At 63.3% G+C, this 13,820-nt stretch carries 16 protein-coding genes; 5 read left to right on the top strand and 11 right to left on the bottom strand.

Going from position 1 to position 13,820, the window contains the following annotated elements:
• The 6 genes from F3J17_RS22410 to flhD form a co-directional block, all read right to left on the bottom strand.
• Positions 1 to 817 (bottom strand): Hpt domain-containing protein (locus F3J17_RS22410; RefSeq protein ID WP_205194907.1); only part of this gene is annotated, 817 nt, incomplete at its 3' end.
• A 124-nt stretch (positions 818 to 941) separates the two neighbouring features.
• Positions 942 to 1,316: a response regulator gene (locus F3J17_RS22405; protein WP_167063871.1), complete on the bottom strand. Its 375-nt coding sequence runs from the start codon at positions 1,314 to 1,316 to the stop codon at positions 942 to 944.
• 59 nt (positions 1,317 to 1,375) lie between these two features.
• Positions 1,376 to 2,497, bottom strand: a complete 1,122-nt coding sequence (gene motB / locus F3J17_RS22400; protein ID WP_167063868.1) for a flagellar motor protein MotB — start codon at positions 2,495 to 2,497, stop codon at positions 1,376 to 1,378.
• 10 nt (positions 2,498 to 2,507) lie between these two features.
• Positions 2,508 to 3,368 (bottom strand): flagellar motor stator protein MotA, encoded by an 861-nt coding sequence (gene motA, locus F3J17_RS22395; RefSeq protein ID WP_027816040.1) that lies wholly within the window; start codon positions 3,366 to 3,368, stop codon positions 2,508 to 2,510.
• A gap of 232 nt (positions 3,369 to 3,600) precedes the next feature.
• Positions 3,601 to 4,167 carry a flagellar transcriptional regulator FlhC gene (gene flhC, locus F3J17_RS22390; protein WP_167063864.1) on the bottom strand — a complete coding sequence of 189 codons (567 nt, stop codon included), beginning with the start codon at positions 4,165 to 4,167 and terminating at the stop codon, positions 3,601 to 3,603.
• A gap of 70 nt (positions 4,168 to 4,237) precedes the next feature.
• Positions 4,238 to 4,555 carry a flagellar transcriptional regulator FlhD gene (flhD, locus tag F3J17_RS22385; RefSeq protein ID WP_027816039.1) on the bottom strand — a complete coding sequence of 106 codons (318 nt, stop codon included), beginning with the start codon at positions 4,553 to 4,555 and terminating at the stop codon, positions 4,238 to 4,240.
• 598 nt (positions 4,556 to 5,153) lie between these two features.
• Between flhD and F3J17_RS22380 the strand changes: the two genes are divergently transcribed.
• Complete coding sequence (locus F3J17_RS22380; RefSeq protein WP_167063861.1) at positions 5,154 to 6,221, top strand: glycosyltransferase family 4 protein; 1,068 nt, start codon at positions 5,154 to 5,156, stop codon at positions 6,219 to 6,221.
• A 174-nt stretch (positions 6,222 to 6,395) separates the two neighbouring features.
• On the opposite strand, the gene F3J17_RS22375 is transcribed toward F3J17_RS22380, so the two are convergent.
• Positions 6,396 to 6,698, bottom strand: a complete 303-nt coding sequence (locus F3J17_RS22375) for an H-NS histone family protein (protein WP_167063858.1) — start codon at positions 6,696 to 6,698, stop codon at positions 6,396 to 6,398.
• A 291-nt stretch (positions 6,699 to 6,989) separates the two neighbouring features.
• On the opposite strand from F3J17_RS22375, the gene aqpZ reads away from it, so the two are divergent.
• Both aqpZ and F3J17_RS22365 read left to right on the top strand, forming a co-directional pair.
• Positions 6,990 to 7,736, top strand: coding sequence for an aquaporin Z (aqpZ, locus tag F3J17_RS22370; protein WP_167063855.1), 747 nt, complete (start codon positions 6,990 to 6,992; stop codon positions 7,734 to 7,736).
• 156 nt (positions 7,737 to 7,892) lie between these two features.
• Entirely contained in the window at positions 7,893 to 8,597 is a 705-nt protein-coding gene (locus F3J17_RS22365; RefSeq protein WP_167063852.1) for a histidine phosphatase family protein, read from the top strand.
• Positions 8,598 to 8,612: 15 nt separating this feature from the next.
• Here the strand turns inward: F3J17_RS22365 and F3J17_RS22360 are convergent, their stop codons facing one another.
• Together F3J17_RS22360 and F3J17_RS22355 are read right to left on the bottom strand one after the other, a co-directional pair.
• Positions 8,613 to 9,437 (bottom strand): Cof-type HAD-IIB family hydrolase, encoded by an 825-nt coding sequence (locus F3J17_RS22360; RefSeq protein WP_167063849.1) that lies wholly within the window; start codon positions 9,435 to 9,437, stop codon positions 8,613 to 8,615.
• A gap of 90 nt (positions 9,438 to 9,527) precedes the next feature.
• Positions 9,528 to 10,415, bottom strand: coding sequence for a BadF/BadG/BcrA/BcrD ATPase family protein (locus F3J17_RS22355; protein ID WP_167063846.1), 888 nt, complete (start codon positions 10,413 to 10,415; stop codon positions 9,528 to 9,530).
• A gap of 169 nt (positions 10,416 to 10,584) precedes the next feature.
• Here F3J17_RS22355 and F3J17_RS22350 point away from each other — a divergent pair, with 169 nt between their 5' ends.
• Both F3J17_RS22350 and F3J17_RS22345 read left to right on the top strand, forming a co-directional pair.
• Positions 10,585 to 11,217 (top strand): DNA-3-methyladenine glycosylase I, encoded by a 633-nt coding sequence (locus F3J17_RS22350; RefSeq protein WP_205194914.1) that lies wholly within the window; start codon positions 10,585 to 10,587, stop codon positions 11,215 to 11,217.
• A gap of 301 nt (positions 11,218 to 11,518) precedes the next feature.
• Positions 11,519 to 11,968 carry a hypothetical protein gene (locus F3J17_RS22345; RefSeq protein ID WP_167063839.1) on the top strand — a complete coding sequence of 150 codons (450 nt, stop codon included), beginning with the start codon at positions 11,519 to 11,521 and terminating at the stop codon, positions 11,966 to 11,968.
• 97 nt (positions 11,969 to 12,065) lie between these two features.
• Here F3J17_RS22345 and rpsU read toward each other — a convergent pair whose 3' ends face one another.
• Together rpsU and F3J17_RS22335 are read right to left on the bottom strand one after the other, a co-directional pair.
• Positions 12,066 to 12,278 carry a 30S ribosomal protein S21 gene (gene rpsU, locus F3J17_RS22340; protein WP_006401410.1) on the bottom strand — a complete coding sequence of 71 codons (213 nt, stop codon included), beginning with the start codon at positions 12,276 to 12,278 and terminating at the stop codon, positions 12,066 to 12,068.
• Between the two features lie 440 nt (positions 12,279 to 12,718).
• The gene (locus F3J17_RS22335; RefSeq protein ID WP_167063836.1) at positions 12,719 to 13,660 is read right to left on the bottom strand and encodes an aldo/keto reductase; all 942 of its coding nucleotides are present in this window, start codon (positions 13,658 to 13,660) and stop codon (positions 12,719 to 12,721) included.
• Positions 13,661 to 13,820 lie beyond the last annotated feature (160 nt).

The following is a 13,820-nucleotide window of genomic DNA, read 5'->3' as shown; positions in this document are numbered from 1 at the left end:
TGTCGTCCGAGGGCACATCGGTTTCAAGCCACAGCGTGAGGTCGTCGCCGGCCTTCACCTGGCCGAGGATGCGGCCCAGGTTGCCCAGTTCTTCGGCGAGCAGTTCCTGGTCCTTCGCGCCCACGCGGCGCAGCGTGATGCGCAGATGCGGGCCTTCGGCCGCGCCAGCGGCGCCGGCTTCCGTGCCCGGTGCGGGTGCGGCGGCCAGCGCTTCGTCGACAACATGTTCGGGCACATGCGCGGCCGCAGCCGGTGCGCTGGTCACGAACGAGGTCACGCGATGCGCTTCGAAGGCGGCTTCGAGATCCTCTTCCGAGTCCATCGCCGGTGCGGACGACGCCATCACGGGCGCGGGAATCGGCACGATCGGCGCCGGTGCGGGCGCCATTTCCGGCGCGGCCGCAACGGCAGCCGCCGGCACGCCCGAGCTTTCCGCGTTCAGGCGTTCGAGTTTCGCGCGCATGGCGGCGGCCGTCGCTGCGTCCGGTTCCGCGCTGGCGCGGTAGGCCGCGAGCTGGTCGGACAGCACGTCCTTGGTTTCGAGGAACACGTCGACCATGTCCGTGCGCAACACGATTTCGTTGTTGCGCGCGCGGTCGAGCAGCGATTCGAGCACGTGGGTCGTTTCGGTGAGCGCCGTGAAGCCGAACGTCGCCGCGCCACCCTTGATCGAGTGTGCCGCACGGAAGATCGCCGCCAGATCCTCAGGATCGGGCTGGCCGACGTTCAGGTTCAGGAGAAGCTGCTCCATCTGCGCGAGCAGCTCGTCCGCCTCGTCGAAAAACGTCTGGTAGAACTGAGTGATGTCGAGAGTCATTGCTCTTTCACCGCGATTAATGCGTGGGGGGCGCGCCACTGGTTCCGCTTCCGGGTCCTGGTCCATGCACTGACGTCAGTGCAGGGGCAGGATCTGCGTGCGGTCTACCGCAGGGCGCCTGATGTCATGGTTGCGTTTCGCCGAGCGCGCTCGCCAGATCGACGAGCAGTTCGGGATCCACCGGTTTTTCGATCCAGCCAGTCGCGCCCGCTTCGCGCACGGCTGCCTTGAAGCCTTCGTCCGATTCCGTGGTCAGCACGAGGATGGGCGTTTCCTGGTACGACGGGTTGGCGCGCAGGCGCTTGATCAGGTCGAGCCCGCTCATGCGCGGCATGTACAGATCGGTCAGCACCAGATCGAAGCGCTGCGCGAGCGCATGCTCAAGCCCGTCTTCGCCGTCGTTGGCCGTCGTCACTTCGTAACCCGCCGAGCCGAGCGCCGCACACAGGATCTCCCGCATGGACGCCGAATCGTCGATCGCCAGAATATTTCTGATCATCCGTTCCTCGTTCGCGCTTTTCGTTACTTCGCTCGCCGCTCTGCCCTTCGCCTCTCGCCTTACGGCGCGGTGGGCTTACCGGGAATGGTGAGCGCCACGCCCGCCCCCACCGGCGCGAGCTTCACGCCCGCAGGCGCAACCGGCGCCACGCCCGGCGGCGCCTGCGTCACGTTCGATGCAGCCGCACCCGGCGCTGCCGACGTGGCAGGCGCGCCGCCGCCCGAGATCGCGGGCAACAGCGACTTGCCCGAACCCGCGGCATCGTCCGAGAGCGTGGTGGCCGTGGAGTCGTCGTGCTCCAGAGCGTCTTCCGACTTCTTGTTGAGCACGATGATGCTGATCCGGCGGTTTTCCGGATCGAGCGGATCGGCCTTGTTCAGGTTCTGCGTGGAGGCGAGGCCCAGCACGCGCAGCACCTTCGATTCGTCCATGCCGCCTGCGATCAGCTCGCGACGCGAGGCGTTCGCGCGGTCGGCGGAGAGTTCCCAGTTGCTGTAGCCGCTCTCGCCGCCTGCGTACGGCACGGCGTCGGTGTGACCCTGCACGACGATGCGGTTGGGCACGTCGTTGAGCGTCTTGCCGATCGCCTGCAGGATGTCGCGCATATACGGCTCGACCACATCGCGCGCCGTCGCGAACATCGGGCGCTTCTGCGAGTCGACGATTTCGATGCGCAAGCCTTGCAGCGTCGAGTCGACGCGGATCTGCTGCTTGAACTGGCGCAGCACCGGGTTCGCTTCGATCGCGGCCATCAGCTTGACCTGCAGGTCGTGCAGGCGCACTTCCTCCTTGCGTTCGAGCGAGCCTTGCGTCTGCTTGGTCGCTTCGTCGTCGTTGTGCTTGATGCTGCTGCGGTCCGTGCGCTCGGTCATGCCGTCGCTGCGACGCGTAATGCCGTCTTCCTGCGAGGAGATGTCGCGCCCGCCGCCCTTCACGATCGACGAATCTTCCGCGCTGCGGTCGCCGCCCCAGAGCGTGACCTTCAGCGGCTGGTTGAAGTAATCGGCGATGCCCTTCAACTGCACCGTGGAGGCCGAGCTCAGCAGCCACATCAGCAGGAAGAACGCCATCATCGCGGTCATGAAGTCCGCGTAGGCGAGCTTCCATGCGCCGCCGTGGTGACCGCCCTTTTTGGGGGCGGCGCGCTTGACGACGATGGCGCGGTCCTTGTTGTTGCTCATGGCGCGGCCCTTACTTCGCCTTCACGCGGCGCACGTGCTCTTCGAGTTCCGAGAACGACGGACGCTCGGTCGAGAACAGCACCTTGCGGCCGAATTCGACGGCAATGGCCGGCGCGTAGCCGTTCAGGCTCGCGAGAATCGTCACCTTGATGCACTGGAACATCTTGGTGGACTCGGTCACGCGCTGCTCGGCGAGCGAGGCGAGCGGGCCGATCAGACCGTACGAAAGCAGAATGCCGAGGAAGGTGCCGACCAGCGCCTGGGCGATCATCTCGCCGAGCACCGCAGGCGGCTTGTCCGCCGACGCCATCGTGTGCACCACGCCCATCACCGCGGCAACGATACCGAACGCCGGCATCGCGTCGCCCACTTTCGAGAGCGCATGCGCGGGCGCTTCGCCTTCGGCGTGATGGGTTTCGATTTCCTCGTCCATGAGGCTTTCGATTTCGAACGCATTCATGTTGCCGCCCACCATCAGACGCAGGTAGTCGGTGAGGAATTCGACGATGTGATGGTCAGCCAGGATCTTCGGGTACTGCGTGAAGATCGGGCTTTTCTGCGGGTCGTCGATATCGGCTTCCAGCGTCAGGGTGCCTTCCTTGCGCGCTTTCGCGAGCAGGACATAGAGCAGCGCGAGCAGCTCCATGTAGACCTCCTTGCTGTACTTCGAGCCCTTGAACAGAGCCGGAAGGACGCGCAGCGTTGCCTTGATCGTCTTCATGCCATTGCCGAGGATGAACGCGCCGAGTCCGGCCCCGGCGATCATCAGCACTTCGACCGGCTGCATAAGAGCGCCAAGGTGGCCGCCCTCCATGGCATAACCGCCGAAGACGCAAACGAGCGTCACGAGAGTTCCAACGATAATCAGCACAGACGGGTCCTCACTGGAGAAGATTGCGCTGCGAGCCGCCACGGCCCGCGCCCTTAGATGGGTTTACGGCACAGACGCGAAAAACTTTGGGATTCGATGGGGGGACGGCCCGAGCGCTTGATCTAAAGCAGGGCCGGGTCGCAAACGCTTGCCGCGCGGTCGCGGCGCATGGCAAGCGACGGGCATTTCATCTGCGGAATGCCACACAGATTGCACGTCAATCTGTCGCCATTTACTGCGTGAACGGCGGCGCGGCGAGCGGTGCCGCGCAGGGCTCGGCGGCGCTGCGGCGCGTGCGTCCGGCGCGCGAGGGCGGCTGGCACAAACCGCACACGTAATAGCGCTGCGGCTCGTGGGCGTGCGCGACGAAGCGCCCGCCGCAACGCGTGCAGCGCGTCATCTGCAACAGCCCCGAGGCGAAATAACGCACCAGCGTCCAGGCGCGCGTGAGGCTCAGCGCGGGCTCGTCCTCCTGGATGCGCACGTGTTCGAGATAGAGCCGGTAGCTCTTCACGATCGCGCGGATCGGGTCGCAGCGGCCCTGCCCGCTCATGAACAGATACGTGTTGTAGAACAGCGAGGAGTGCACGTTGGGCTGCCACGTCATGAACCAGTCGGTCGAGAACGGCAGCATGCCCTTGGGCGGCGATTCGCCCTTCACTTCCTTGTATAGCCGGATGAGGCGGTCGCGCGAGAGCGAGAGTTCCGCCTCGAGCAGTTGCAGCCGCGCACCCAGTTCGATCAGCTCGATCGCGAGCGCGATCTCCTTGACCTCAAGCACCACACTTTTTGTCGCCATCAGGCTCCCGCATCGACCCGCTAGTCGGTCCGCATGCGGACGTTGGTGAAGGCGCGCACGCCCGAAGGCGTCAGCCGACCTGCTCGACGCTTTGGCCGGCCATCAGGATGGCGGAATGGGTCTGCGCGGATTTGCCCTTGTCGGCGAGCGCGCCCAGGATGGCGTGGTCGTCGAAGCGGAAGCGGCAAAGCAGCTGGTTGGATGCGGCAAGACGCGCGGTCTGCGCGAACGTGAGATTGGCCAGCACGTCCGCCAGCTGGGCGGAAATGCCCATGCGGAACATGCCGGTCGGACGGTCCTCGCGCAGCAGTCGTTGTGCGAGCAACAGGTACGACAGATTGACTTCCTTGATCTCGCTGAGCATGTCGCTTGGCGTCGTCGCGCTCATGGATTCCCCCGAATTCGAAACGTAGCGGCTGGTCAGGCCTGATACGGAAACGTTTGCCCGTCAATTGGAGTGCGAAATGGCGCACGGCGAAGCAAACGGCCCGTTTAGTGGTCGTGCCTGCATTGTGGCGAGCGCACTCGCAAAAGAAAATCGGAAGGAAGCCGCGACGCGATGCAAGAAAAACTTCCCTTTTCGTGTAGGAATTTTTCTGACAATCGGTAGAAAAGGATGGAGGGAGGCTGAGGGATTAATGCCGAAGGCATATCGGACTAATCTTCAGCAGATTATAAAAGGCTTTTCACGCGGGCGTAACAAACTGCAAAGCGTTCAAAACAAAACATTTGCAGGGGTCGAATCCATTAACAGAAGTGGGCACATGAATTGCGTAGCGTTTGCGCCCAGGCGCGTCACGTCTTGCAACGCCCGCTTACAGCCGGTGTATCCCGCTGTAACAACATTAAGCGTTTGCAAAACAGCTCGTCACACAGATTCAGACGTCCATAATCGAAGTCAGGGATAACCCGATACCGCAGTGCCTACGTCTTCCAATGGATTGTCGTTGTCGTCACACGCGGTTTTTGCCAAGGAGATCAAGCCCATGCGAATCGCACAAATTGCGCCACTTTACGAAGCCGTCCCGCCGAAACTCTACGGCGGCACCGAGCGCGTCGTGTCCTATCTGACCGAAGCGCTGGTTGATCAAGGCCACGAGGTGACGCTGTTCGCCAGCGGCGATTCGGTCACCTCGGCAAATCTGGAGGCCGCCTGGCCGCGCGCCTTGCGCCTCGACCCGACGATCCGCGACGCACTGGCGCCGCACATCGTCCTGCTGGAGCGCGTGCGCCGCATGGCGCATGAGTTCGACGTGCTGCACTTTCACCTGGACTATCTGCCGTTCCCGCTGTTTTCGACGCTCGACACGCCGTTCGTGACGACGCTGCACGGCCGTCTGGATCTGCCGGAACTGCAGCCGGTGTTCGACTCGTTCCCGCAGGCGCCGGTGATTTCGATTTCGGATTCGCAGCGCCAGCCGCTGGCGCAGGCCAACTGGCTCAACACGATCTATCACGGCCTGCCGAAGGATCTGCTCACGCCGCGCACGGACAAGAAGCCCGAATACCTCGCGTTCCTTGGCCGTATCTGCCCGGAAAAGCGCGTGGACACGGCGATCAAGATCGCCGCGCTGTCGGGTCTGCCGCTGAAGATCGCCGCCAAGGTGGACAAGGTCGACCAGGACTACTTCAAGAACGAGATCGAGCCGCTGCTGTCGATGGCGCACGTGGAGTTTATCGGCGAGATCAACGAGGCGCAAAAACCCGAGTTCCTTTCGGGCGCGAAGGCGCTGCTGTTCCCGATCGACTGGTCCGAGCCGTTCGGCCTCGTGATGATCGAGGCGATGGCCTGTGGCACGCCGGTGGTCGCGTTCAATCGGGGATCGGTGCCCGAAGTGATCGATCCGGGCGTGACTGGCTTCATCTGCGAAGACGTTCAGGGCGCCGTGGCAGCGCTGCAGAATATCGATTCGCTTTCGCGTGAAGCGATTCGCGCGCAATTCGAGCATCGTTTCACTTCGCACATCATGGCCAGTAATTATGTCGAAAGCTATTCGGCGTTGATCGAGGCGGCCCAGCGCCCTGTGCTGCGCCGGGTTGCGGCGGGTGCCTGAGATCGCTGAATGAAAGTCAGGTGCGTATGCCGGATGCAATAATCCGGCATTCCTGAGATAAAAGCACCACAAATGGGCAATGTGAATCGTTTGCGCACGCAGTAATCGCGCAATTACGCTTTGTTTATGAAAAGAGCCGCATAAGTCATGCGGCTCTTTTTTTATCTGGATTCGTCAGGCGATCAGATAGCGTTCGCGATTTTTGCCCGCTATCCATTTGGGCGGCTTGCCGCGACCGCTCCAGGTCGCGCCGCTTTTGGGATCCTGATAGCGCGGCGGCAGCGGCGCCTTCTTGGGCGGGCGTCCGCGCCGGGCGGCGACCGCCACGGCGAAGCCCAGGTCCTGGGCCGACAATCCATATTCGGCGATTTTCTCGCGGATCATGGCGATGACATCCGCGATTTCAGTGCGCCGGGCTTCATCGGCCTGGGCCTGAAGTCGAGCGATCTGTGCCTTGAGTTCTGAATATTGTGACATTTTTTCCTCCCCCCTTCATTGTCGATCTAACTGACTGACTCGATCGCAGATTAGACGTAAATAAGAGAATAAGCAATCGCTGCTAATACGGTTTTATACCGATATTTCTCTAATTAAGGACGCAATGCCGATTCCGGAATTCGGAACGCATCCCGCGCAATAATGAGAACAATTACATCGGAATTGACAATCCTTGACACCCGTGCTTTTCGCGACTCCCTAGAATCTGGCATTTCCCGGTGCCGGTGCTTTATTCGGCGCCCGTCAAATGACTTTTCGAGGCGTCTAACCATGCACTTGTCCAAACGACTTATGGCCGAAATGTTCGGCACTTTCTGGCTGGTACTCGGCGGCTGCGGCAGCGCGGTGCTCGCCGCCAACTTCGCGGGGCCCGTTCACGGCCTCGGCATCGGTTTCGTGGGCGTGGCGTTCGCCTTCGGCCTGACCGTGCTCACCATGGCCTTCGCCATCGGCCATATCTCGGGCTGCCACCTGAATCCGGCGGTCAGCGTCGGCCTCACCGTGGCGGGCCGCTTCCCGGCGCGCGACCTGCTGCCGTACATCGTCGCGCAGGTGATTGGCGCGGTGATCGGCGCGGCCGTGCTCGCGTGCATCGCCTCCGGCAAGCCTGGCTTCGATCTGGTCGCCAGCGGCTTCGCCACCAACGGCTACGGCGACCACTCGCCTGGCCACTACACGCTCGCCGCGGCGTTCGTCTGCGAAGTCGTGATGACGGCGTTCTTCCTCTTCGTGATTCTGGGCGCAACCGACGTGCGCGCACCGGCCGGCTTCGCGCCGATCGCCATCGGCCTGTGCCTGACGCTCATCCACCTGATCTCGATTCCGGTCACCAATACTTCGGTGAACCCGGCGCGCTCGACCGGCCCGGCGCTCTTCGTCGGCGGCGAGGCGATCTCGCAGCTGTGGCTGTTCTGGGTCGCGCCGATCATCGGCGCCGTGATCGCGGGCGTGGTGTATCCGCTGATCGCCGGTCGCCGCGAAGCGGTGGCGGAACTGGCGGCGCGCGTGAAAGCGTAAAGCCGCGCAGCGCTCGCGCTGGATGGAAGATTGAAGAGACGGGCGCTTCGGCGCCCGTTTTCATTGGCGCCGGCGCAGATGCGAGGCTCGCGCTGCATGGCCCGACGCCACTGCTAGAATCGGCGCAACCTCAAACTCCACGGCAAGGCGCACGGCATGAAGCATTCACGATACGCGTTGGGCCGCTTCACTGTGACGCTCGCGGCGCAACTTTTCACGGCGACGGGCGTGTTTTTCGCAGCCGCGGGCGCGGTTCAGGCCGCCAGCGCCCCAGACAACGCGAATGTCACGACGCTGATTTTCGTGCGCCACGGCGAAAAGCCCGCCGAAGGTCTCGGCCAGCTCGACTGCAAGGGCTTGAACCGCGCGCTGGCCTTGCCCGCCGTAATCGCCGCGAAGTACGGCAAACCCGACGCGGTCTACGCGCCGGACCCGGGCGAGCAGAAAGACGATCGCGGCCACGCCTACTATTACGTGCGCCCGCTTGCGACGGTCGAACCCACGGCAATCCAGTTCGGCCTGCCGATCCAGACGCCGTATGGCCACTCGCACACCGACGCACTGGAAAAGACGCTGCTCGACGCGTCACAGCGCAATCGCACGGTGTTGATCGGCTGGGAGCACCGCGAGATCGAGACGATGGTGCGCAAGATCGTCGCGGAACATGGCGGGTCGGCGTCCGACGTGCCCAAGTGGAAGAGCGCCGACTTCGACAGCATCTACGTCGTGCGCGTCGACTGGAGCAGCGGTGCGCCGCGCGTGCGCTTCAGCCACGATCGCGAGGACCTGGACGGCGTAAGCGACGAATGCCCGTGCGCAGGCCTGCCTGCGCCGAAATCACCCGCGCCGCCCGCGCAGTAATCGCGCTGTGCGCGATCAGCCGGCGATTTCGTCGTCGATCGCGAACAGCTTGCGCAGGTGATGCGCGACACCCGCCTCGAAGTTATTGCCGATGCGCGGCACCTTCGGCAGGCGCTCCATCAGCAGCGGATTCGCGTTGTTCATCATGAACGGATGGCCGGCCGTTTCGAGCAGATCGATATCGTTCATGTTGTCGCCGAACGCGACGCAATTCGCTGCATCCACATCGAGCCGATCGAGCACGACACGCAGCGCGCGGCCCTTCGACACGCCCGCCACCATCACTTCCAGGCAGTCGGGCAGCGAGTAGGTGATGTAGAGCGCGTCGCCGAACTCGCGCGTGAGACTCGCTTCGACGTGCGCGAGATCGGCCGGTTCGCCGATATAGAGCGCCTTGGCGATACCCGCGCTGCCAAGCGCGCCCAGATCTTCAGTCACGCGATACGTAAAGCCCGAATCCTGATGGAACGCGAGCAGTTCGGGCGCGTCGCGGTCGATAAACCATTCCGTGTCCGTATAGAGGCTCACGATTACGCGGCCATGCTCGCCCACCGTATCCGGCGCGACCAGACGGCGCACCATCGGCTCGGGCAGATTGCTCGCGTGGATCAGCGCGTCGTCGGGGCCGTGCACGCGCGCGCCATTCGACGTGATGAGATACGCGGGAATGCCGATCAGGTCGCGAATGCCAGCCACGTCGCTGTAATGGCGGCCAGTGGCGATGATGAACTTCAGCCCCTGCGCATCGAGCTTGCCGAGCGTGGCAACCGTGAAGGGGTCCAGCTGATGGTCGGCGTTGAGCAACGTTCCGTCGAGATCGGTGGCGATGACCTTGTACATGGCAATTCGGGCGGCTAGCGGGAAACCGTCAATGCTAGCATCCGACGACTTCAGCCGTATTTTTGGGATCACTACTGCTGTTCCGGATCGTCACGCAGGCGCACGTCTTCGTTCACCTTCGCGCCACGCGAGCCGCAAGGCGCCGCTGGCCGAATCAGCGAGCGGGGCACGCAAGCGCTCGCGCAGGGCTTGTGGCACCCATTCGCGCAACGGTTGCCCCAGGCCGCCCGCGAGGGCCACCGGCAAAGCGGCAGCGGGATCGAGCGCCGAGATCATGCGCGCGACGGCTTCGCCAGCTTCCGCGAGCAGCTTCGCCACAAACGGATGGTCCCGATGCGCGAGGACCACGGGCGCGAGGCTCGCGTAAGCGGTCTGGTTGGCTTCGCACAGCCACACGATCAGGCTGTCGCGATCCGTTGCGCCCGTGTGCGCGAGCAGCGCTTGCGAGAGCGCATCAGGGGCGACACGACCATCGAGCGACTGCTGCGCCCAGACGATCGCGCGCAGGCCGAACCACGCGCCGCTCGCCTCGTCGCCGGAAGGAAAGCCGAAGCCGCCCGCGATATGACACGCGCCTGCTGCATCGAGCGCCGCCGCGATGCTGCCCGTGCCGAGCGCTACGACCACGCCCGGCTCGCCGCCGTGCGCGCCAAGCAGCGTCGTGTAGGCGTCGCTTTCGACAGCGAGCCCGGCCACCGGCGGCGCAGCGGCGCGAAACGCCCCGAGCCAGTCTGGATTATTCACGCCGGCAAGGCCGCAGCCGAGCACGCATTGCGACCAGTCGAACGCGATGCCCGCCTGTGCGAAAGCCGCGCGTGCGCCTTCCTCGATGGATTGCCAGGCGCGCTCAATACCCAGTCCCAGCCCCGACGGGCCCGCCGAGGCGCGCGCGAGTTCCTTGCCTTGCGCATCGCCCAGCGCGACGCGCGTGCCCGTGCCGCCGCCGTCGACGCCGATCAACCAGGAAAATGTCTGCATGATGTGAGGGACTATAAGAATCGTTGAATATCGAACCGTGCCGTAGAGACTAACGGCTCGATGTGATTCGCACAATTAGCCGGATGGCCAGGTGGCGGCGCACGTTCGATCCGCTATTCTTGCGAGGCGCGAATGCATGCGCCGCGCACCGCCAGGCCGCCAGGGAGAACTGACTGTGACACAACGCTGTAGCTGGGCGACAAGCGAAGCCCTTGCGCAATACCACGACGAAGAATGGGGCGTGCCGTCGCGCGACGACCGGCACCTGTTCGAATTGCTCGTGCTCGAAGGCGCGCAGGCCGGGCTGTCGTGGTCAACGATCCTCAACAAGCGCGAGGGTTATCGGCGCGCGTTCGCGCAATTCGATATCGACAAAGTCGCGCGATTCACGCCGAAACACGTCGAAAAGCTGGTGGAGGACGCGTCCATCGTGCGTCACCGCGGAAAGATCGAAGCCGCGATTCTCAACGCGCGCGCCGTGCAGCAGATCCAGGCGGAACACGGCTCGCTTGCGGCGTTCGTCTGGTCCTTCGTCAACGATACGCCGCTGCAGAGCGATCTGGACTCCTATCGCAACGCCCCCGCATCCACCGAGGTCTCGGACGCGCTCAGCAAGGCGCTTAAAAAGTATGGCTGCAAGTTCGTCGGCACCACGATCTGCTATGCGTTCATGCAGGCCATCGGCATGGTCAACGATCATCAGCGCGACTGCCCGTGCCGCAAAACCTGCGCGACGCTCGGCGGCGTGAAAACGAAAGGCAGAAGCAAGCCAGCGAAGCCGCGCGCGCCCCAGAACACCTGATGTTGAGCCAGCCTCGGGAAAGTCCCAGGCATGGCGGCAAGCACACCGGCAAGCCTTGCGTACCAAGGCGCAGCGCTGATGCCACCCTGGGCCACGCGCGTGCGATCACACGGATTTCGCGTCGGCTGGGTGCGCAGCCCAACGGTTTTCCCGTGGCGCGCCGTTATAACTGACAACGGATGCGTCCGGGGCCAATCGTCATGACGAGCCGCGACAGGACGCAGGACGGGGAGCGCGCCGGAGGGCGTGCGACGACGCGTCCGGGGAGACCTAAGCACTGAGCGACGCGCAGGGGGTCAACATGAAAAACGTACACTTCCTGAGCCATCAGGAAATCTTCGACCGCGCCGTGGCGCATCTTTTTGGACAGGGCAGCGCGGCGTTGCTGCCGTGCGGCGGCGGCGCGTATCGCGGCGGATATAGCGGCGGCGGCCTGCACAACTACGGCGGCTGCCCGGTCGGCAGCTTCATCCGTCCGCGCGACTACATGAGCGCGATGGAAGGCATTCCCGTTCGCTATATCGCGCGCGATGCAGGCGAAGTGCCCGCGTATATGGATGTGGGCGTCGCCGCGCTCAGAAAGGCGCTCCTGCGTGCCCACGTCAACGTCTACGACCCCAACACCGTCAATCTGCTGAGCTGCCTGCAGAACGTTCACGATGTCTTCGGCGTCTGGGAATGGCGCGAGCGTCTGCTTTCCATCGCCGCCCAGTTCAGGCTCTCGCCGCAACGGCTTCTGGACGCCGCCTGAGGCGCGCTCTCCCTTCAAAATCCGACGCACAAATGCAAACGGCGGCGCAGCTTCTTTCGAAGCATGCGCCGCCGTCTGGCGGAAGCTGAAGCGGCTCTTAGTGGAGCTTCTTCGGCAGCATCTGGCTACGCAGACGCTTGTGCAGACGCTTGACTGCAGCTGCCTTCTTACGCTTACGAACAGCCGTCGGCTTTTCGTACGATTGGCGCTCACGCAGTTCTGCGATCAGGCCGTTCTTTTCGATTGCGCGGCGGAAGCGGCGGATTGCCACTTCGAACGGCTCGTTTTCCTTCAGAAGAATCGTCGTCATGTATGTCCTAACTCAATCACTTGATACGGTACAAAGGCGTAAACGCAAAAAACGTCTACGCACCGGCCCTCCGGTCGTTCACCAACTTAGGGGGTGTAACGAGAGGCAAGGCGGCCACGGAGGCCGGAAAAGAGAAGTAGGGGGTTCACAGCGGAACGCGGCCAGGCAGACCTTGCAGCAACACGCCTGACCGCCGGTTTGCGGCCGCCAACAGTAACGAACACGGCAACAAAACAGGCAAAGATCTCAATTCACTCTCAATGATATCAGGAAACAATCCTGCCGACCAGGGGTTTCTCGCCTGGTTTTTTCAGTCTCTTCAGGCACTTGCGTGGCGGCCGCAGCTGGGCGGCGCGCCACGCACTTTCAGGAGTCCTGGGTTAGCGTCGGATTAGCCTTACCTGGCCCGCCCCGAGCACCCCGGATAGATCTGCCCCTCTTCACGCACTTGCGTCGTTGAGCGCCTGAATATCGGACGGATCCAGCTGCAGGCGCACCGCCGCAGCGAGACTCTCAAGCTGCTCCAGCGACGTCGCGCTGGCGATCGGCGCCGTGATGCTCGGCCGCGCGATCAGCCATGCCAGCGCCACTGCCGCGAGCGTGCTGCCATGGCGCTGCGCCACGAAATCGAGCGCCGCGAGAATACGGATGCCGCGATGATCCAGATACTTCTCGACGCGCGAGCCGCGCGCGCTCTTGGCCAGATCTTCACGCGAACGATATTTGCCCGAAAGAAAGCCGCTTGCGAGACTGTAATAGGGTACGACCGCAATTTTCTGCGCGAGCGCTACGGGCTCGATATCGGCCTCGTAGGCGGCGCGGTCGTACAGGTTGTACTCGGGCTGCACGATCTGATATGCAGGCAGACCCGTCTTGTGCGCGAGCGCCAACGCTTCTTCAATGCGCGCGCCTGTGTAATTCGACGCGCCCACCACGCGCACCTTGCCCGCCTCGATCAGCTTCTGGTAGGCGCCGAGCGTCTCTTCCAGCGGCACCTTTTGATCGTCCTCATGCGAGAAGTACACGTCGATGTAATCGGTCTGCAGACGGCGCAGCGAATCTTCCACCGCCGCAGCGATATTGGCCGCCGACAGCCCCGGTCGATGCGCACTCTTGGCGACCTTGGTGGCGATCACAAGCTTGTCGCGCTTGCCGGTCTTCGCGAGCCACTTGCCGATGAGGGTTTCCGATTCGCCGCCCTGATTGCCTGGCACCCACGCCGAATAGACATCGGCGGTATCGATGAAATTCAGGCCGGCGTCGACGAACGCGTCGAGGATCGAAAACGAGGTGGCTTCATCGGCGGTCCAGCCGAACACATTGCCGCCAAACATCAGCGGTGCGACCTGCAAGGAGGAAGTGCCGATCCTGCGTAGTTCCATGATGTCTCCAAAGTAGGGCGAGAGCAGAACCATCGAGGATACGCCGCCTTGGGTGCGGCTGCAGCGACACGAGAAAGGTAAGAGGAAATTGCACTAAATCGTTTGCAAGTGCTGCCGTAAACAACTTTGCACGCGGGAGAAAGCGCATGGCGACCGGGTA

Source organism: Burkholderia sp. Ax-1719 (genome assembly GCF_011753055.1).
Lineage (GTDB): Bacteria > Pseudomonadota > Gammaproteobacteria > Burkholderiales > Burkholderiaceae > Paraburkholderia.
This window is presented reverse-complemented; position numbering and strand designations above follow the sequence as displayed.